This window comes from Bradyrhizobium sacchari, assembly GCF_002068095.1.
In the GTDB taxonomy this organism is placed as follows: domain Bacteria; phylum Pseudomonadota; class Alphaproteobacteria; order Rhizobiales; family Xanthobacteraceae; genus Bradyrhizobium; species Bradyrhizobium sacchari.
Genome location: NZ_LWIG01000001.1, coordinates 449,741 through 468,892 on the forward strand (window position 1 = coordinate 449,741; position 19,152 = coordinate 468,892).

13 protein-coding genes are annotated in these 19,152 nt (G+C 65.2%); 9 read left to right on the plus strand and 4 right to left on the minus strand.

All coding sequences use genetic code 11. The annotated features are described in order from the left end of the window. On the plus strand, nucleotides 1–973 hold a 973-nt coding region (locus tag A5906_RS43670; protein ID WP_245326559.1), incomplete at its 5' end, for an amidohydrolase family protein. Between the two features lie 204 nt (nucleotides 974–1,177). On the opposite strand, the gene A5906_RS02120 is transcribed toward A5906_RS43670, so the two are convergent. Continuing rightward, entirely contained in the window at nucleotides 1,178–2,524 is a 1,347-nt protein-coding gene (locus tag A5906_RS02120; RefSeq protein WP_080134024.1) for an MFS transporter, read from the minus strand. A gap of 147 nt (nucleotides 2,525–2,671) precedes the next feature. Here A5906_RS02120 and A5906_RS02125 point away from each other — a divergent pair, with 147 nt between their 5' ends. The 4 genes from A5906_RS02125 (at nucleotide 2,672) to A5906_RS02140 (ending at nucleotide 7,328) form a co-directional block, all read left to right on the plus strand. Further along, nucleotides 2,672–3,325, plus strand: coding sequence for an ABC transporter ATP-binding protein (locus A5906_RS02125; protein ID WP_080134025.1), 654 nt, complete (start codon nucleotides 2,672–2,674; stop codon nucleotides 3,323–3,325). Beyond that, nucleotides 3,322–5,784 (plus strand): FtsX-like permease family protein, encoded by a 2,463-nt coding sequence (locus tag A5906_RS02130; RefSeq protein ID WP_080133610.1) that lies wholly within the window; start codon nucleotides 3,322–3,324, stop codon nucleotides 5,782–5,784. The genes A5906_RS02125 and A5906_RS02130 overlap by 4 nt, the downstream gene beginning before the upstream one ends. Further along, nucleotides 5,774–6,856: a lipocalin-like domain-containing protein gene (locus tag A5906_RS02135; protein WP_080133611.1), complete on the plus strand. Its 1,083-nt coding sequence runs from the start codon at nucleotides 5,774–5,776 to the stop codon at nucleotides 6,854–6,856. The genes A5906_RS02130 and A5906_RS02135 overlap by 11 nt, the downstream gene beginning before the upstream one ends. 88 nt (nucleotides 6,857–6,944) lie before the next feature. Beyond that, on the plus strand, nucleotides 6,945–7,328 hold the full coding sequence (locus A5906_RS02140; RefSeq protein ID WP_080133612.1) for an MAPEG family protein: 384 nt from the start codon (nucleotides 6,945–6,947) through the stop codon (nucleotides 7,326–7,328). Nucleotides 7,329–7,427: 99 nt separating this feature from the next. Here the strand turns inward: A5906_RS02140 and A5906_RS02145 are convergent, their stop codons facing one another. The 3 genes from A5906_RS02145 to A5906_RS02155 form a co-directional block, all read right to left on the minus strand. Then, nucleotides 7,428–8,621 carry an ABC transporter substrate-binding protein gene (locus A5906_RS02145; protein WP_080133613.1) on the minus strand — a complete coding sequence of 398 codons (1,194 nt, stop codon included), beginning with the start codon at nucleotides 8,619–8,621 and terminating at the stop codon, nucleotides 7,428–7,430. Nucleotides 8,622–8,823: 202 nt separating this feature from the next. Beyond that, the gene (locus A5906_RS02150; protein ID WP_080133614.1) at nucleotides 8,824–11,991 is read right to left on the minus strand and encodes an efflux RND transporter permease subunit; all 3,168 of its coding nucleotides are present in this window, start codon (nucleotides 11,989–11,991) and stop codon (nucleotides 8,824–8,826) included. Then, on the minus strand, nucleotides 11,988–13,187 hold the full coding sequence (locus A5906_RS02155) for an efflux RND transporter periplasmic adaptor subunit (RefSeq protein ID WP_080133615.1): 1,200 nt from the start codon (nucleotides 13,185–13,187) through the stop codon (nucleotides 11,988–11,990). Before A5906_RS02155 ends, A5906_RS02150 begins: the two co-directional genes overlap by 4 nt. A 423-nt stretch (nucleotides 13,188–13,610) precedes the next feature. Between A5906_RS02155 and A5906_RS02160 the strand changes: the two genes are divergently transcribed. The 4 genes from A5906_RS02160 to A5906_RS02175 all read left to right on the plus strand — a co-directional run bounded on the left by A5906_RS02160 (nucleotide 13,611) and on the right by A5906_RS02175 (nucleotide 19,148). Beyond that, the gene (locus tag A5906_RS02160) at nucleotides 13,611–14,765 is read left to right on the plus strand and encodes an iron-containing alcohol dehydrogenase (RefSeq protein WP_080133616.1); all 1,155 of its coding nucleotides are present in this window, start codon (nucleotides 13,611–13,613) and stop codon (nucleotides 14,763–14,765) included. Nucleotides 14,766–14,782: 17 nt separating this feature from the next. Then, entirely contained in the window at nucleotides 14,783–16,333 is a 1,551-nt protein-coding gene (locus A5906_RS02165; RefSeq protein ID WP_080133617.1) for an AMP-binding protein, read from the plus strand. Between the two features lie 236 nt (nucleotides 16,334–16,569). Continuing rightward, on the plus strand, nucleotides 16,570–18,168 hold the full coding sequence (locus A5906_RS02170; RefSeq protein WP_080133618.1) for an ABC transporter substrate-binding protein: 1,599 nt from the start codon (nucleotides 16,570–16,572) through the stop codon (nucleotides 18,166–18,168). A gap of 32 nt (nucleotides 18,169–18,200) precedes the next feature. After that, complete coding sequence (locus A5906_RS02175; RefSeq protein WP_080133619.1) at nucleotides 18,201–19,148, plus strand: ABC transporter permease; 948 nt, start codon at nucleotides 18,201–18,203, stop codon at nucleotides 19,146–19,148. The last annotated feature ends 4 nt before the right edge of the window (nucleotides 19,149–19,152 follow it).

Sequence of the window (19,152 nt, forward strand, 5' to 3'; positions counted from 1 at the left end):
CCTGCCGATGATGCTGCGGGTGGCCGACAGCACGAAGTGTCCGATCTCATTCTCGATCACGCAGAACGACAGATCGCCCAACCGCTGGCGCCAGACGCTGGACGAGATCAACGCAGCCGCACAGCGCGGCCTCTCCATCACGGCGCAGATCGCGGCGCGGCCGGTCGGCCTGCTGCTAGGCCTCGAGCTGTCGCGCAATCCGTTCCAGACCCATCCCAGCTACAAGGCGATCGCGCATCTGCCGCTGCAGCAGCGGCTGGCCCGGCTGCACCAGCCTGAAATTCGCAAGGCGATCCTGAGCGAGACGGCGACCGCGACCGACGATCCGCTGTTCTTCCGACCCAACTACGACAAGATGTTCCTGCTCGGCGATCCCCCCGACTACGAGCAGCCGCCGGAGAACGCGCTGGGGCCGCAGGCGCGCAGGCAGGGAAGGCAGCCGGAGGAACTCGCCTACGAGGCAATGCTGTCGGACGAGGGCCGCGGCATGCTCTACGTGCCGTTCCTCAACTATTCCGACGGCAATCTCGATGCGACGCGCGAGATGTTGCTCGATCCGCAATCGGTGCCGGGCCTGTCCGACGGCGGCGCGCATTGCGGCATCATCTGCGATGCGAGCTTCCCGACCTATCTGCTGACGCACTGGACGCGCGACCGCACCCGCGGCGAGAAGCTGTCGATCCCGTTCGTGGTCGCGGCGCAATCGCGCAAGACCGCGCTGTCGGTCGGGCTGACCGATCGCGGGCTGATTGCGCCCGGCTACAAGGCTGACGTCAACGTGATCGACTACGACCGCCTGCATCTGCATCCGCCGAAGGTGCATTACGATCTGCCGGTTGGCGGGCGGCGGTTGCTGCAGGATGTGGACGGCTACGAGGCGACGATCGTCTCGGGCGTCGTGACGCGGCGGCAGGGCGAGGCGACGGGCCGGCGGCCGGGGAAGCTGGTTCGCGGGGCGCAGGGGGTGCAGTAGCGCCTGGGGCGCGAGAGCTCTCCACACATTCAGTGTCGTCCCGGACAAGCGCGCCTAAAGCGCGCGCAGATCCGGGACCCATAACCACAGGGCGTGGTTTGAGGCGACGCTGGTAATTCCGAGTCTTCGCAAAACGATCGCTGCGGCGTATGGGTCCCGGCCTTCGCCGGGACGACGATTGTGGATTGGGCGAGCACTGCCCCCTTACGTCGGCGATACCGCGCCCTTCAATGGCGCGGGCTGTACCGCCGCACCGCGGGTCAGCCTCGCCTTTTCCGTGTTCGGCCATAGCAGCAGCAGGCCGATGACGCCGGAGCCGACCATCACGACCGCGTTGATGGTGAAGCCGGTCAGGTAGCCGTCGAGCATGCTGCCGGCGCGCTGGATCACGGTGCCCATCACGCTCGGCGCGATGATGCCCGAGAGCGTGTAGAGCGCGCCGTAGATCGCGATCACGGCGCCGCGCTGCGAGGCCGGCGTGAACTCGCCGAGCATCGGCGGGCAGACCACATAGATCGCACCGCACAGGCCGGAGCCGACGACCAGCGCCGCGATCTGCAGGCCCGCGCCCTCGACATGCCCCATCGCAGCCAGGATCAGGCCGCCGATGATCAGCGGCACCGAGCCGAGCACGCCGCGCGAGATACGCGTGGTGTAGCCGCGCGCCATCATCACCTGCGAGATCCAGCCGGTGAGGATGACGATCGTGGCGCCGAACACCCAGGGCAGGATCGAGATGAAGCCGGCCTGGCTCTGCGAGAAGCCGAGCCCCTTGACGATGAAGGGCGTGAACCAGGTGAGGCCGAGCGACAGCGCCCAATAGGCGCCGAAGGTCGCGGCCACGCAGCCAAGGAAGGTGCGCGAGGTCAGTAGCTGCACATAGGGAATCTTCGGCTCGGTGACGGCGAGAACCTGGGTGTCCTCCAGCGGGCCTTCCTTGCCGAGCGCGAGCCAGGCACAAACCCAGATCAGGCCGACAACGCCGAGCGCGCCGAAGGCGTAGTGCCAGGAGTGGTTGACGATGACCCAGTTCAGCGCCGGCACCGCCAGGATGACGCCGAAGGCCGAGCCTTGCGACAGGATCGCGGTCGGTAGCGTGCGCTTCTCGTCAGGGAACCATTTGTAGATGGCGTGTGCGGCGACCGAGAAGGCCGGACCTTCGCCGGCGCCCAGCACAATGCGGCAGATCAGGAGCGTGGTGAAGGAGACCGTGCCGACCATCGGGAACTGCGCCAGCGCCCAGATCACCGCCAGCGTCAGTAGCACCCAGCGCGTCGGCACCTTGTTTACGATGAAGCCGACCACGATGGCCGAGATCGAGAACAGGAAGAAGAACGAGGAGCCGAGCAGGCCGAACTGCTCGGCGCTGAGCTTCATGTCGGTCATGATCGGCACGCCGGCGAGACCTACGACGATCTTGTCGGCGAAGTTCACCACCATGAAGAGAAAGAGGAGAAATGTAACGGTCCAGGCGCCCTTCGGCGTTGGCTTTGCCAAACCCTTGGAGTCCCCTGCCGTCCTGCCCATTTCGGGCGTTCCCTGAGCGCTCATCATTCTCCCCGTATGTCTTTATTGTCGGCAGTTTTTGATTTGGCCGTCCTCGGAGCTAACAACGGCTTGAAAGCCAACGCAACCCCGGCATTTCCGCGGCAGGTGTGCTACGCAACATTGAGTTAAATTCCGTCCGGCGCATTGATCTTGCTGAGCATCCGAAACCTCTCAAAGACCTTCTCCTCGGCGGGCGAGCCGGTCCATGTGCTGCGCGGCGTCGATCTCGACCTCCGGGCCGGCGAGCGCGTCGCGCTGACCGGGGAATCCGGCAGCGGCAAGAGCACGCTGCTGCACCTGATCGCCGGGCTGGACGCTGCCGATGATGGCTCGATCCGGCTGGAGGACACCGAGATCACCAAGCTGTCGGACGCCGGCCGCGCCGGCTTGCGGCGCGACCGGATCGGCCTGGTTTTCCAGCAGTTCAACCTGATTCCGAGCCTGTCGGTTGCGGACAATCTCGCCTTCCAGGCACGGATCGCCGGCCGGCATGATGCGGCCTGGACCAAGGAGCTGGTCGAGCGGCTCGGGCTCGGCGGCCTGCTCAAGCGTTATCCAGAGCAATTATCAGGCGGCCAGCAGCAGCGGGTCGCGATCGGTCGGGCGCTCGCGACAAAGCCCTCGCTGCTGCTGGCGGACGAGCCGACCGGCAATCTGGATGAAGACACCGCCGAGGACGTGCTGGCGCTGACACGCGACCTCGTCGCGCGCACCGGCTGCGGCTTCCTGATGGTGACGCACAGCCTGCATCTGGCCGGCACGCTCGACCGGCATCTCACCTTGCACGCAGGACGAATCGCATGAGGCGCGCGCTCTGGGTGCTCGCGGTGCTCCTGAGCCATTGGCGGCGCCACGGGATGCAGTTCGCCACGCTCCTGATCGGGCTGATCGCGGCGACCGCGCTGTGGAGCGGCGTGCAGGCCATCAACCAGCAGGCCCGCAACGCCTACGACCGCGCCGCGGCGACTTTTGGCGGCGTGCGCACAGCGATGCTGGTGGCGCCGAATGCGGCAACTTTCTCCCAGGAGCTGTTCGTAAAACTGCGCCGCGCGGGCTGGCCGGTGTCGCCGGTGCTGGAGGGCCGCGTCCAGATCAATGGACGCTCAGTGCGGCTGCTCGGCATCGAGCCGGTGACGCTGCCGGCCGATGTCGGCGATGCGCCGCGCCTTGGTGCCTCGGATCTCGGCAGCTTCGTTGCGCCGCCCGGCCAGACATTGGTGGCACGGGAGACGCTGAGCGATTTTGAGGAAACCGAAGGCGCGTCACCCCCGATCAGCAGCGGCGCAAAGCTGCCGCCGCTGCGCGTGCTGCCGCAGCTCGTGCCCGACGTTCTCGTGGTCGATATCGGCGTGGCACAGCGGCTCCTCAATAAGCCGGATCAGGTCTCGCGGCTCCTGATCGGCAAACCGAAGGGCAAGCCGGTGCCGCTCGCAAGCGTCGTCGGCGAGCAGTTGCAGCGGGTCGAGCCGAACGCGGAGACCGAGCTGGAGCGTCTCACCGACAGTTTCCATCTCAACCTCACCGCCTTCGGCCTGCTGTCGTTCTTCGTCGGCCTGTTCATCGTCAACTCGGCCGTCGGCCTCGCCTTCGAGCAGCGGCTGCCGATGCTGCGCACCTTGCGGGCCTGCGGCGCCTCGGCCCGCCTCGTCAACACGGTGCTGGTGATCGAGCTGGTGGCGCTGGCGCTGGTCGCAGGCCTGATCGGGCTCGTCTGCGGCTATTTCATTGCGGCAGCTCTGTTACCCGACGTCGCAGCCTCGCTGCGCGGGCTCTATGGCGCGCAGATTCCTGGGCAGCTTACGCTGCGGCCAGAATGGTGGCTCGCCGGCATCGGCATCAGCGTTGCCGGCGCGCTTGTGGCGGCGGCGACCAGCCTGGTCAAGGCGATCCGGATGCCGGTGCTGGCGGTCGCGCAGCCCTACGCCTGGCAACAGCGGCAACGCCGCTGGCTGGTGTTGCAGAGCGGTGCGGCCTGCGCCGTGTTCGCGGTCGCGCTGCTGTTGCTGCACTACGGTCAATCGCTGATCGCAGGCTTCGGCGTGCTGGCGGCGCTCATGCTCGGCGCGGCGCTGATGCTGCCGGCCTTGCTCGACAGCATCCTGCTCGCGGGCCAGCGCCTCGCCCGGGGCCCGCTTGCGGGCTGGTTCTGGGCGGACAGCCGGCAGCAGCTCTCCGGATTGTCGCTGGCACTGATGGCGCTGCTGCTTGCGCTCGCCGTCAATGTCGGCGTGTCCACCATGGTGGAAACCTTCAGCCGCACCTTCATCGGCTGGCTCAACGGGCGGCTCGCGGCCGACATCTACATCAGCGCCTCCGACAATGCGCAAGGCACGGCGGTCCGCAACTGGCTGAAGGAGCGCAGCGAGGTGCAGGCGATCCTGTCGGGAGGGCGCGCCGAGACTCAAGTTCAGGGCCAGCCGGTGGAATTGTTCGGCCTGCCCGATCACGCGCTCTATCGCGAGCGCTGGCCGCTACTCGAGGCTGCGCCGCGTGCCTGGACCCAGCTGGTGCCCGGCAATGCCGCCTTCATCAGCGAGCAGCTGAGCCGCCGCCTCAACGTCCGCGTCGGCGACGTGATCGAGGTGCCCGCGCCGGGCGGGACCTGGGAGCTCGACATCGTCGGCATCTATGCCGATTACGGCAATCCCAAGGGGCAGCTCGCCGTCAACGTCGCGGCGCTGATCCGGCATTTTCCGCAAACGCCGCAGACGCGGATCGGCCTGATCGTCGCAAAGGAGAACATCCCCGGCCTGATCGCGGCGTTGCAGAAGCAGTTTGCGCTCGACGACCGCAGCGTCGCCGACCAGGCGACGGTGAAGGCGGAATCGATCCGCATCTTCAACCGCACCTTTGCGGTCACCTCCGCACTGAATGCGTTCACGCTCGGCGTCGCCGGCATCGCACTGCTGACCAGCCTGCTGACGTTGGCGAATTCCCGGCTGCCGCAGCTTGCGCCGCTGTGGGCAATCGGCCTGACGCGGCCGCGGCTTGCCGCGATCGAATTGACCAAGACGCTGTCGGTCGCGCTATTCACGGCGCTGCTGGCCGTGCCGCTCGGACTGGTGGTGGCGTGGTGCCTGATTGCGATCGTGAACGTGAAGGCGTTCGGCTGGCGGCTGCCGTTCCATGTGTTTCCGCTGCAGCTGGTCGAGCTGGTCGCGGTCGCACTGCTCGCCTCGCTGCTTGCCGCGCTGCTGCCGATGCTGCGGCTGGCGCGGATGCAGCCGGGGAATCTCGTCAAGGTGTTTGCCAATGAGCGCTGACAATATCTCGCGGCGCGCCTTTGCCGGCGGCATCGCCGCGCTCGCTCTCGCGCGCCGCGCCGGCGCGCAAGGCTATGCCGGGCTCGGCGAGGCCGCCGACGGCTTTGCCAAGGTGACGCCGGGAAAGACATTCAACTTCCCCGGCGATCACGGTCCGCATCCGGAGTTTCGCATCGAGTGGTGGTATCTCACGGCGAATCTCACGGACAGCAGCGGCGCGGCCTGCGGCCTGCAATGGACGCTATTCCGTCAGGCGGCGCAGCCGGGCCCGCAAGGCGAGGGCTGGGCCAATCAACAGATCTGGATGGCGCATGCAGCGGCGACGCGCGCCGGCACGCATCGCTTTACCGAGCTGTTTTCGCGCGGCGGCATCGGGCAGGCCGGCGTCACGGCAAAACCGTTCGCGGCCTGGATCGACGATTGGGAGATGAAAGGTCTTGAACGCACCGACGATCGCAAGCTGGCACCGCTGACGCTGAAAGCGTCCGGCGCCGACTTTAGCTACGCGCTGACGCTGGAGGCCGACCGGCCGGTGGTGCTGCAGGGTGACCGCGGCTTCAGCCGCAAGTCGGAGCGCGGCCAGGCGTCTTACTATTATAGCCAGCCGTTCTACCGCGCGCGCGGCACGCTCAACATCGACGACAAGCCGGTCGATGTCACGGGTCAGGCCTGGATGGACCGCGAATGGAGCAGCCAGCCTCTCGACACCGACCAGACCGGCTGGGACTGGCTGTCGCTGCATCTGTCGAGCGGCGACAAGCTGATGCTGTACCGGCTGCGGCAGAAGGACGGCCAAAACTATCCGTTCGGCAACTGGATCAGCGCCGCCGGCGAGACCCAGATGATTGCAGGCGGCGACATCCAGATGGCACCGAAGGCGACGGCGGAGGTTGCGGGGCGCAAGCTGCCGGTGGAATGGCAGATCGCGATCCCCTCGCGCGCGTTCTCGATCCTGTGCAGGCCGCTCAATCCGAACGCCTGGATGGGGACCGGGTTCTCCTATTGGGAGGGGCCGATCAGCTTTGCCGGCACGCATGACGGCGTTGGCTATCTCGAGCTGACGGGGTATTGAAGCGCGGTTTCCTGGATTCCGGTCTGACGCGTTTTCTTCACGCGAACCGGTATCCACTTCGCTCGAAAACGCTTTGGGGAAATTCGCAATGTATCGTCTCACCGCCCTCGTCACGCTGCTGGCGATTGCGTTCTATTTCTTTACCTGCATCAACGTCTCGCGCTCGCGCACCAAAACCGGCGTCAAGGTGCCGGCGACGTCGGGGCACCCGGATTTCGAGTGCGCGTTCCGTATCCAGATGAACACGCTGGAATGGATGCCGATCTTCCTGCCAGCACTCTGGCTGTTCGCGATCTATGTCGGCGACGCCGTCGCTGCCGGCATTGGCGCGGTGTGGATCATCGGCCGCATCGTCTATTTCATCGGCTATTCGCAGGCGGCGGCCAAGCGAGGCCCCGGCTTCATGATCCAGGGCATCGCCGCGATTGCGCTGTGGGCGGGGGCACTGGGAGCGGTGTTGCGGCTGGTGTGAGGCGGGCTGCGGCTACACATATTCCGCCGTCGTCCCGGACAAGCGCAAGCGCAGATCCGGGACGACGGCGAGGGTGTGGCGCTCGCTGTGCTCCTTTCCTCACTTCGTCAGCGGACAGCCGCTTTCCTTGGCTGTGAAGAAGGCCTTGTCGCCGGGGACGGTGGCGAGCAGCTTGTAATAGTCCCAGGGCTTCTTCGACTCCGAGGGCTTCTTGACTTCGAACAGGTACATGTCGTGGACCATGCGGCCGTTCTCGAGCACCTTGCCGCCCTGCGCGAAGTCGTCGTTCACCGGCAGCTCCTTCAGCTTCTTGGCGACCGCATCGGGATCCTTGGTGCCGGCGGCCTTGACTGCCTTCAGATAGCTCAGCGTCGCCGAATAGGTGCCAGCGTGGATCATGCTCGGCATCCGGCCGGTGCGCTTGAGGAAGCGTTCGCCGAGATTGCGGGTCTTGTCGTTGAGATCCCAGTAATAGCCCTCGGTGAGCACCAGGCCTTGCGCGGCCTGCAGGCCGAGGCCGTTCACTTCGGCGAGCGTCATCAGGAGGCCAGCGAGCTTCTGACCACTGGCGACAATGCCGAATTCGGACGCCTGCTTGATCGAGTTGGTGGTGTCGAGGCCGGCATTGGCAAGGCCGACGATCTTGGCCTTCGAACTCTGCGCCTGCAGCAGGAAGGAGGAGAAGTCCGAGGAGTTGAGCGGCACGCGCACCGAGCCGAGCACCTTGCCGCCATTGGCGGTGACGATCTCGCTGGTGTCCTTCTCCAGCGCGTAGCCGAAAGCGTAGTCCGCAGTGAGGAAGAACCAGGTGTCGCCGCCCGCCTTGGTCAGCGCACCACCGGTGCCGACACCGAGCGCGCGGGTGTCATAGGCCCAGTGGAAGCCGTAGGGCTGGCAGGCATCGCCGGTCAGGCGGGAGGTCGCGGCACCGACGACGATGTCGATCTTCTTCTTTTCCTTGGAAAGCTCGTGGATCGCGAGCGCGACCGATGAGGTCGTCAGCTCCGTGATCATGTCGACACTCTCGACGTCGTACCAGCGCCGCGCGATCGAGCTCGCAAGGTCCGGCTTGTTCTGGTGGTCGGCAGTGACGAGCTCGATCTTCTGGCCGAGCACCTCGCCGCCAAAATCCTCGATCGCCATCTTGGCCGCTTCGACCGACCATTTGCCGCCGTAATCGGCGTAGACGCCGGACTGGTCGTTGAGGATGCCGATCTTGACGCCCTGCGCAAAGGCCGGCGCTGCCAGCAGCAGGGCCGAGGTTGCGACGGCGGCCAAAAGGGTTGATTTCATCTGTTAGCTCCCAGCAGTTTTCTGTTTTGAAATCGCGCGGATAGTAGTGAAGAACCCCGCGCATGCCCATCCATTTCATGTTGGTCGTTAGTATGGGATTCCGCACGCCAAACAACGGCTGTCGTCCCGGCCTAGTGCGCAATTGCGCACTAGGCCGGGACGACGCCGCGATTGAGGATATGCTGGCGGCCACCACCAACACCTAGGAAGCCGCCACCTCCGGCTTCTTGTCGCGCCGCCCTTCCGCCAGGTTCCGCACCACCACATAGAAGATCGGTGTGAACAGAAGCCCGAACAGGGTGACGCCGAGCATGCCGAAGAACACGGCGACGCCGACCGCTTGGCGCATTTCCGAACCGGAGCCTGTCGAGACCACCAGCGGCAGCACGCCGAGGATGAAGGCGAAGGAGGTCATCAGGATCGGGCGCAGACGCAGGCGGCAGGCGTCGATCACGGCCTCCAGCCGCGGCTTGCCTTCGTTCTCGATGTCACGCGCGAACTCGACGATCAGGATCGCGTTCTTCGCCGCCAGTCCCACCAGCACGACGAAGCCGATCTGGGTCAGGATGTTGACGTCCTGTCCCATGATCCGGACGCCGATGGTGGCAGCTAACAGGCACATCGGCACGATCAGGATCACCGCGAACGGCAAGGTCCAGCTGCCATATTGCGCGGCGAGCACGAGATAGACGAACAGCACGCAGATCGGGAACACGTAGAGGCCGGCATTACCGCCGGTGACCTGCTGATAGGACAGGTCGGTCCACTCGAAGGTGAAGCCGCTCGGCAGCGTATCGTCCGCGAGCTTCTTGATGGCGTTGAGCGCGGTGGTCGAGCTCGTGCCCGGCGCCGGCTCGCCCTGGAGTTCGGACGCTGCGTACAGATTGTAGCGCGCGACGCGGTCAGGCCCCGAGACATCCTTGAAGTCGACGACGCTGCCGAGCATCACCATGTCGCCGGAGGCGTTGCGCGTGCGCAGCCGAGAGAGATCGCTGGGCTCTTTGCGGAACGGGAAATCAGCCTGCGCCGTGACGTGATAGGTACGGCCGAACAGGTTGAAGTCGTTGACGTAGGTCGATCCGAAATAGGTCTGGATGGTGTCGTTGATATTCGAGATGGGCACGCCAAGCTTCTGCGCCTTGGTGCGGTCGATATCGACGAAGAGCTGCGGCGTGCTTGCCGAGAATGGCGAGAACACCGAGGGGCCAAAGAGCGAGGGCGATTTGCGCGCGGCGGCTACGAGCTCGTCGGTCGCCGAAGCCAGCAGTTCTGCGCCTCGACCCTGCCGGTCCTGGATGCGGATGGTGAAGCCGCCGCCCGTGCCGATGCCGGGCACCGCGGGCGGCGGAATCACGATGATGAAGGCGCCCTGGATCGCGGCGAGGCGCTTGCGCAGCTCGGCCGTGATGGCATTCGCCGTCAGGCCCTTCTTCAGCCGCACCTCGGGCTCGTCGAACACTGGAAACAGCGCGGCTGCATTGCCCGCTTGGGTGCGCGTCGCGCCGGAGAAGCCGGCAAAAGCGGCGACACGGATGATGCCCGGCGTATCGAGCGAGATCCGCTCGATCTCGCGCACGACCTCGGTGGTGCGTGCCAACGAGGCCGCGCCCGGCAATTGCACGGAGATGATGACGTAGCCGCGATCCTGCGCCGGGATGAAGCCCTGTGGCGTGGTCACGATCAGCCAGCCGGCGCTGCCGATCAGCACGACATAGATCAGGAGCATCACCACGGAATGCCGGATCACGAAATTGGCAAGGCCGGCGTAGCCGTGTGAGAGCCGGTCGAACACACGATTGAACACGCCGGTGAAGGCACCCCACGCCCGCGCGATGACGTTCCAGCTCGCCGGCGGCCGCTTCTCCTCGTGCGGAGTGAGGATCTGCGAGGCCAGCGCCGGCGACAGAGTCAGTGAGCAGAAGCACGAAATCGCGGTCGCGACCGCAATGGTGACGGCGAATTGCTGGAAGAACTGCCCGGAGATGCCGCCGATGAACGCGGTCGGCACGAACACGGCGCACAGCACCAACGCGATCGAGACCAGCGCGCCGCCGACCTCCTCCATGGTCTTGAGCGCCGCATCGCGGCGGCTCAGGCCATGCTCGAGATGCCGCTCGACATTCTCGACCACCACGATGGCGTCGTCGACCACGATGCCGACCGCGAGCACGAGACCAAACAAGGTGAGGTTGTTGATGGAGAAGCCGAGCGCGGCCATCACCGCGAAGGTCCCGACCAGCGAGACCGGGATCGCGATGATCGGAATGATCGCCGGCCGCCAGCCCTGCAGGAACACCAGCACGACGATCACCACGAGCAGCATCGCCTCGTAGATGGTCTTGATCAGCTCGTGGACCGATTGTGCGATGAACTCGGTCGGGTTGTAGCCGATATTGTAGTCGAGGCCCTTCGGAAAGCTCTCCTTCAGCTTGGTCATGGTGTCGGAGATGTGCTTCGCAGTCGCGAGCGCGTTCGAGCCGGGCCGCTGCGTCACCAGCATCGCCACCGCCGATTTGCGCAGCAGGAAGCTGTTGGTGGAATATGCGAGCGCACCGAGCTCGATGCGGGCGACGTCGCGCAGCCGCACCGTGCGGCCATCGGAGCCGGCCTTGATCAGGATGTCCTCGAACTGCTTCTGGTCCTTCAGCCGCCCCGTGAACGTCAGGTTCGGCTGGAAGGCGCGGTCCGCGATCGGCGGTTCGGCGATCTGGCCGCCAGCGATCTGCACGTTCTGGGCGCGGATGGCCGCGAGTACCTCGGTGGACGTCAGGCCGAGATTGGCGATGCGGTCAGGATCGAGCCACAACCGCATCGAATAGTCGCGCGCGCCGAAGATCTGGATGTCGCCGACGCCGTCGATGCGCAAGAGCTGGTCGCGGACCTGGAGGAGCGCGTAGTTGGAGATGTAGAGCTGGTCGAACGTGTCGTCCGGCGACAGCATGAACACGACCATCAGGATGTCGGGCGAGTTCTTGCGGGTCGTGACGCCGTTGCGCTGGACCTCCTCAGGCAGGCGCGGCTGCGCGATCGCGACGCGGTTCTGCACCAGCACCTGGGCCTTGTCGAGATCGGTGCCGAGCTTGAAGGTGACGGTGATGGTGAGCTGGCCGTTCGAGGTCGCCTGGCTGTAGAGATACAGCATGTCCTCGACGCCGTTGATCTCCTGCTCGATGGGCGCGGCGACCGTGTCGGATACGGTTTGCGCGGAGGCACCGGGATATTGCGTGGTAACCACCACAGTGGGCGGCACCACTTGCGGATATTCGGAGACCGGCAGGGTGGTATAGGCGAGCGCGCCGACGATCAGCAGCACGATCGACAGCACCATCGCCAGGATGGGCTGGTTGATGGAGAGACGGCCGAGATTCATGACTTGCCACCGGCCGGAGCGGTCTGCGGAGCGACCTTGGCGCCGACGCGAGCGCGCTGGATGCCGTTGACGATGACGCGGTCGTCGGCCTTCAGGCCTTCGCGGATCACGCGCAGGCCTTCGTCGAGCGGCCCGAGTACGACGGGGCGCGCTTCGACGGTGTCGTCCGGCTTGACCACGAATACGATCTTGCGGGACTGGTCGGTCGCAATAGCGACATCCGGGATCAGCAGCGCCTCGTAAGGCGCGCTGCCGATCAGGCGGACGCGGCCGAACTGGCCGGGCAGGATCGACAGATCGGTGTTCTTGATCACGGCGCGGCTGCGCAGCGTGCCGGTGGAGACGTCGAGGCGATTGTCGAGGAAGTTGATGGTGCCTTCATGCGACGGCTTGGTCTCGCCGGCGAGAGTCACCTGCACCGGGTTTGCCGTATCGCGCGAGCTCGGGCGCTTACCTGCGAACCACAATTTGCTGTATTTGATGAAGGTCGCCTCATCCATGTCGAAATAGACGTAGATCGGATCGAGCGCGACGATCGAGGTGAGCAGCGTCGAGGAGCCGGTATCGCTGCCCTGCACGAGATTGCCGGGGCTGACGAGATGGCGGCTGACGCGGCCCGTGAGGGGCGCGGTCACGTGGGTGAATTCGATGTTGAGCCGCGCGGCCTTCAGCGCACCTGCGGCCTGCGTCTCTGCCGCGTGCGCGGCCTGCAAGGCCTGGCGGCGCTGGTCGACGGCCTGTTCGGAGACCGCGCTGGTCTGGACCAGGTTGAGGCCGCGGTCGAGCTCACGCTTGGCAAGCTCGACCTTGGCGCGCGCGTCGGAGAGCTGGCCGTCGGCCTGCTCGGCCACTGCCTCGAACGGGCGCGGGTCGATGACGTAGAGCAGATCGCCCTGACGCACGATGGCGCCGTCCTGGAACTCCACCGAGTTGACGAAGCCGCCGACGCGCGGGCGCACCTGCACCTCCTCGACCGCCTCGAAACGGCCGGTGAACTCATCCCAATCGGTAACGGTGCGCTTGACCGGCTGGGCGACGGTCACCGGCGCGGGCGGCGGCGCAGATGCTTGCGAAGTCGGCTGCCCGCAACCGGTCAGCGCGAATGATGCGGCGAGGAGACCCGCTATCGCATAATGCCGTGGCTGGACGAAATCGTGCTTTTTGACAAGTCGCTCGCTTCCGTCCGGTCCAGTCATCCCAGGTCCTCGCATCAAAAGCCGCGGAAAATGCAGGGTGGGCGCCTGCCCGCGGGGGACACAAGATGGGCGGCAATGATGAACAGTTCAAGACCAATGCGCGTGCAATGCTTGCACGAGCGCCCTGGCCGGATGGCGGGTTGACAGAAGGAGATGGCCGCGCACGCGGAGCCTTCCTCGCCTCCGCCCGCGTGCGGGGAGAGGCCGGAGGGCATCGCAAGATGCGATCCGGGTGAGGGGGAATCTCCGTGAGTCCAACTCTCACGGGGAATACGGACAGAGCGCCTCACCCCGACCCTCTCCCCGTAAGAACGGGGAGAGGGAGAAGAGAGAGCCGCGCCAGCGTCTTCGCACATGACGAGCAGCGACTGCTCGGCTAGACTTCTCCTTACAAAACAAGCGAATTGTCCGGGGAGGACCGGCGTGCACCAGGGACGTGTCGTTTACGGCGCGATCGAGGAGGTTGTGTTCGGCCATCCCGCGGCCAGCGCGATCGTGGCGCAGATGGACCGGCTGGGAACCCGCCGCGCCTTCCTGATGGTCTCAGGAACACTGAACCGGCAGACCGACGAGATCACGAAGATCAAGGAGGCGCTCGGGGAGCGCTGCGCCGGCCTGTTCGATGCCATGCCGGCGCACACGCCGCGCGAGGCGGTGATCGCGGCCACCAACGCAGCGCGTGAGGCCGGCGCCGACCTGATCGTCACCGTCGGCGGCGGCTCGATCACCGACGGCGCCAAGGCGGTGCAGCTCTGCCTTGCCAACGGCATCGACACGATCGGCGGCATCGAGCGCATCCGCGTGCACAAGGGCGTCGCGCCCGAGATGAATGCGCCGACCGTGCGCCAGGTCAGTGTGCCGACCACCATTGCCGGCGGCGAGTTCAGTTCCATCGCCGGCGTCACCGACCGCAGCACCAACGTGAAGCAGATGCTGCGGCATCCGCTCGCCGTGCCGCGCGCGACCATCCTCGACCCCGGCATCACCGTGCACACGCCGGAATGGCTGTTCCTCTCGACTGGAATCCGCGCCCTCGACCATTGCGTCGAGGCGATCTGCTCACGCGAGACGCATCCCTATGCCGACGCGCAATCGGTCAAGGGCCTTGCCATGCTTGCCGATGCGCTGCCGCGGGTGAAGGCCGACCCCGGCGATCTCGAGGCACGGATGGATGCGCAGATCGGCACCTGGCTGTCGATGGGCGCGCTCGCCGCCGGCGTGCCGATGGGCGCGAGCCACGGCATCGGCTACGTGCTGGGCGCGGCCTTCGGCGTGCCGCACGGCCACACCTCCTGCGTCATGCTGCCGGCAGTGATGCGCTGGAATGCGCGCGACAATGCCGAGCGGCAGATGATCGTCGCCGCCGCAATGGGCTTTCCCGGCCGCGATGCCGCCGACGTGCTCGATGCTTTCATCCGCGCGCTCGGCATGCCGCGCAGCCTCGCGGATGTCCGCGTTGCGCCGGAGCATTTCGACGCCATCGCCGAGCAGGCGATGCGGACGAACTGGATTCCGCGCAACCCGCGCAGGATCGACGGCCCCGCCGACATCAAAGAAATCCTGCTGCTCGCCGCATGATCCAAGCCGGAGGATAGATGTATACAGGTTACCATGCCCGCCTGCGCCCGTTGCAGCCCGCCTTCATCATGGCTGCGACCGGCGAGGCCGTCACCTATCGTGAGCTGGAGGCGCGCAGCAACCGCCTGGCACATCTGTTCCGCAGGCACGGCCTGAAGCGGCTCGACCACTACTCGATCTTCATGGAGAACAATTCGCGCTATCTCGAGGCCTGCGGGGCCGGCGAGCGCTCCGGGCTGTACTACACCTGCATCAACTCCTTCCTGACGCCGGGCGAGCTCGCCTATCTCCTCGTCAACAGCCAGTCGAAGATCCTGATCACGTCGGTGGCGAAGCTCGACATCGCGCGCGAGGCGATCAAGGCCTGTCCCGATGTCAAGCTCTGCATCGTGGCCGATGGTCCCGGCGAGAGCGAGCGCATCGTCGGCCTCGCGGACGTCACTGCCGATCTGCCGAAGACGCCGATCGCGGATGAGTGGCTCGGCACGGCGATGCTGTATTCATCGGGCACGACGGGACGGCCGAAGGGCATTTTGCGGCCGCTGCCGGAGGAGCCGCCCAGGCACAATCTGCCGCTGTTCGATTTCCTTACCACGCTCTGGCACTACCGCGAGGGCATGGTCTATCTCTCGCCGGCGCCGCTCTACCATTCGGCGCCGCAGGCAGCCGTGAACCTCACGATCCGCATGGGCGGCACCGTGATCATCATGGAGAGCTTCGATCCGGAACGCTACCTCCAGCTCGTCCAGCAATGGGGCATCACCCACACTCAGCTGGTGCCGACGATGTTCTCGCGCATGCTGAAGCTGCCGGAGGAGGTGCGGAGCCGCTACGATCTGTCCTCGCTGGAGATCGCGATCCATGCGGCGGCGCCCTGCCCGGCCCTGGTCAAGGACGACATCATCAAATGGTGGGGGCCGATCATCCACGAGTATTACGGCGCGACCGAAGGGCTCGGCTTCACCGCCTGCAACAGCGAGGAATGGCTTAGCCATCGCGGCACCGTCGGCAAGGTGCTGCTCGGCGATCTGCACATCCTCGACGAGAACATGAACCCGTGCCCGACCGGCACACCCGGCCAAGTCTGGTTCAAGACGGCATCGCCGTTCGAATATTTCAACGATCCGGAGAAGACCAAGGAAGCTCGCTCGGCCGACGGCAGCATGAGCACGGTGGGCGACGTCGGCTATGTCGACGCCGATCGCTTCCTCTATCTCACCGACCGCGCGACCTTCATGATCATCTCGGGCGGGGTGAACATCTATCCGCAGGAATGCGAGAACCTCTTGATCACCCACCCGAAGGTCGCGGACGCCGCGGTGTTCGGCGTGCCCAATCCCGATCTCGGCGAAGAGGTGAAGGCTGTGGTGCAGCCGATGCCCGGCGTGGTGCCGGGCCCAGCGCTCGCCGAGGAGCTGATCGCCTTTTGCGGAACATCGCTGTCACGTCAGAAGGTGCCGCGCTCGGTGGATTTCGAGAAGGAGCTGCCGCGGCTGCCGACGGGCAAGCTGTACAAGCGGCTGCTGCGGGACCGGTACTGGGGGAACAAGACGTCAAGGATCGTGTGAGACCTCTCCGCGACATTCGGTGTCGTCCCGGCGAAGTTTATGGGTGTAGCTTCGCACAACATCTGCGGGGGAACCCTTCGCACCTGCACCCTCACATTATGAGGGACGCCGCGTGCGACCTTCCGTCATCCGAATTGCCGAGAGCGCGGCTGCCCTTGCCGGTTGCCTCCCTCCACGCGCGTCGGCTATCGTCCTGACAAACAGGCCGGAAAGGCTGTTGCCCAGGGAGGACGAGGATGCGGAGCGTGCGGGCGCTCGCCGCGACGGCGGTGCTATCTTTGCTGGCGTTTTCGACCATTGCATTCGCCGGCGCGCCCAAGCAGGGCGGTATCCTGCGGATGTATCATCGTGACAGCCCCGGCAATGCCTCGATCCACGAAGGCGCGACCTACTCGCTCAACGTTCCCTTCATGCCCGTGTTCAACAACCTCGTCATCTACAAGCAGGACGAGGCGCAGAACAGGATGGACAACATCATTCCGGAACTCGCCGAGAGCTGGGCCTGGGTGAACGACAACAAGACTCTGACCTTCAAGCTGCGCCAGGGCGTGAAATGGCATGACGGCAAGCCGTTCACCTCGGCGGACGTCAAATGCACCTTCGACATGCTGATGGGCAAGTCGCAGCAGAAGTTCCGGCAAAACCCGCGCAAGACCTGGTACGAGCAGGTCAACGACATCTCGACCAACGGCGATTTCGAGGTCTCGTTCAACCTGAAGCGGCCGCAGCCTTCGCTGCTGGCGCTGCTCGCCTCGGGCTATACGCCGGTCTATCCCTGCCACGTCTCGCCGGGCGACATGCGCACGCACCCGATCGGCACCGGGCCGTTCAAATTCGTCGAGTTCAAGGCCAACGAATCGATCAAGCTGACGCGCAACACGGATTATTGGCGCGAAGGCCGGCCTTATCTCGACGGCATCGAGTTCACCATCATCCCGAATCGCTCGACCGCGATTCTCGCCTTCGTCGCCGGCAAGTTCGACATGACGTTCCCGACCGAGGTAAGCATTCCGCTGCTGAAAGACGTGAAATCGCAGGCGCCGAACGCGGTCTGCGTGGTCGAGCCCAACAACGTCGCGACCAACATCATCGTCAATTCGTCCGCCCCGCCCTTCGACAACATCGACATCCGCCGCGCCATGGCGCTGGCGCTCGACCGCAAAGCGTTCATCTCGATCATGTTCGAGGGCCAGGGCGATGTCGGCGGCACCATGCTGCCGCCGCCGAACGGGCTGTGGGGCATGCCGAAGGAGATGCTCGAGACCATTCCGGGCTATGGTCCCGACGTGAACGCCAATCGCGAGGAAGCAAAGAAGCTGATGCAGAAGGCCGGTTACGGGCCGGACAAGCATCTCGCCGTCAAGGTCTCGACGCGCAACATCCCGGTCTATCGCGACCCCGCGGTGATCCTGATCGACCAGCTCAAGAGCATCTATATCGACGGCGAGCTCGATGTGGTCGAGACCGCGAACTGGTTCTCGAAGATCGCGCGCAAGGACTACATGCTCGGGCTCAATCTGACCGGCAACGCCGTCGACGATCCCGATCAGTCCTTCTACGAGAACTATTCCTGCGGTTCCGAGCGCAACTACACCAATTACTGCAACAAGGAGATCGAGAAGCTGTTCGACGTGCAGTCGCAGGAGACCGATATCGCCAAACGCAAGAAGCTGGTGTGGGACATCGACAAGAAGTTGCAGGAGGACGTCGCGCGCCCGATCATCTTCCACGCGCGCACCGGCAGCTGCTGGCAGCCATACGTCAAGGGCGTGACGATCATGTCGAACAGCTCGTATAATGGATACCGGTACGAAGACGTTTGGATGGACAAGTAGCGCGCTAACGGCTCGACGGGAGGGCGCGGGGGATGTTTGCCTATCTGGTGCGGCGCCTGTTCCTGATGCTCGTGACCCTGTTCGGGATCTCGGTCGTCATCTTCTTCCTGCTGCGCATCGTGCCCGGCAACATCGTCGACATCCTGTTTGCCGCCGCCGGCTATGTCGATCCCGCCGACAAGGCCAATCTGGAGAAGGAGCTCGGCATCGACCAGCCGCTGATCGTGCAATATTGGCACTGGATCATTGGATTTCTGCGCGGCGATTTCGGCTACTCCTACGTCTCCGAAAAGCCGGCGCTGCAGGAGATCCTGCCGCGGATTCCGATCACCGCGCGGCTCGCCGGGCTCGCGCTGCTGTTCTCCGCGTCCATCGGCATTCCCTTGGGCGTCATCAGCGCGGTGAAGCAGGGCACAAAGCTCGACTACACGCTGCGCGTCATCAGCCTCAGCGGCCTGTCGCTGCCCTCGTTCTGGCTCGGCCTGCTCATCCTCACCGCGTCGGTTGCGATGTTCGGCCAGATGCCGATCTTCAATCCCAATCCGAAGACATGGCTTGAGGCATTCGCGACCTACGCCGTGCCGGCCGCGGCCGTCGGTTTCCGCAGCGCGGCGCTGACCATGCGTATCACGCGATCCTCGATGCTTGAGGTGCTGCGGCAGGACTATATCCGCACCGCCCGCGCCAAGGGCGCCTCCGATGCCGCCGTGAACTATCACCACGCCCTGAAAAACGCGATCCTGCCCGTCATCACCGTGATCGGCATCGAGGCCGCGTTCCTGATCGGCGGCCTGATCGTCACCGAGACCGTATTCAACATCCCCGGTGTCGCACGCTTCCTGGTCGAGGCGATCCGCTGGCGCGACTATCCGATCGTGCAGAACCTCGTGATGTTCATTGCGGTGGTGGTGGTGTTCGCGAATTTCACAGTCGACATGCTCTACGCGGTGTTTGATCCGCGGATCAGGTACACGGATTAGGAGA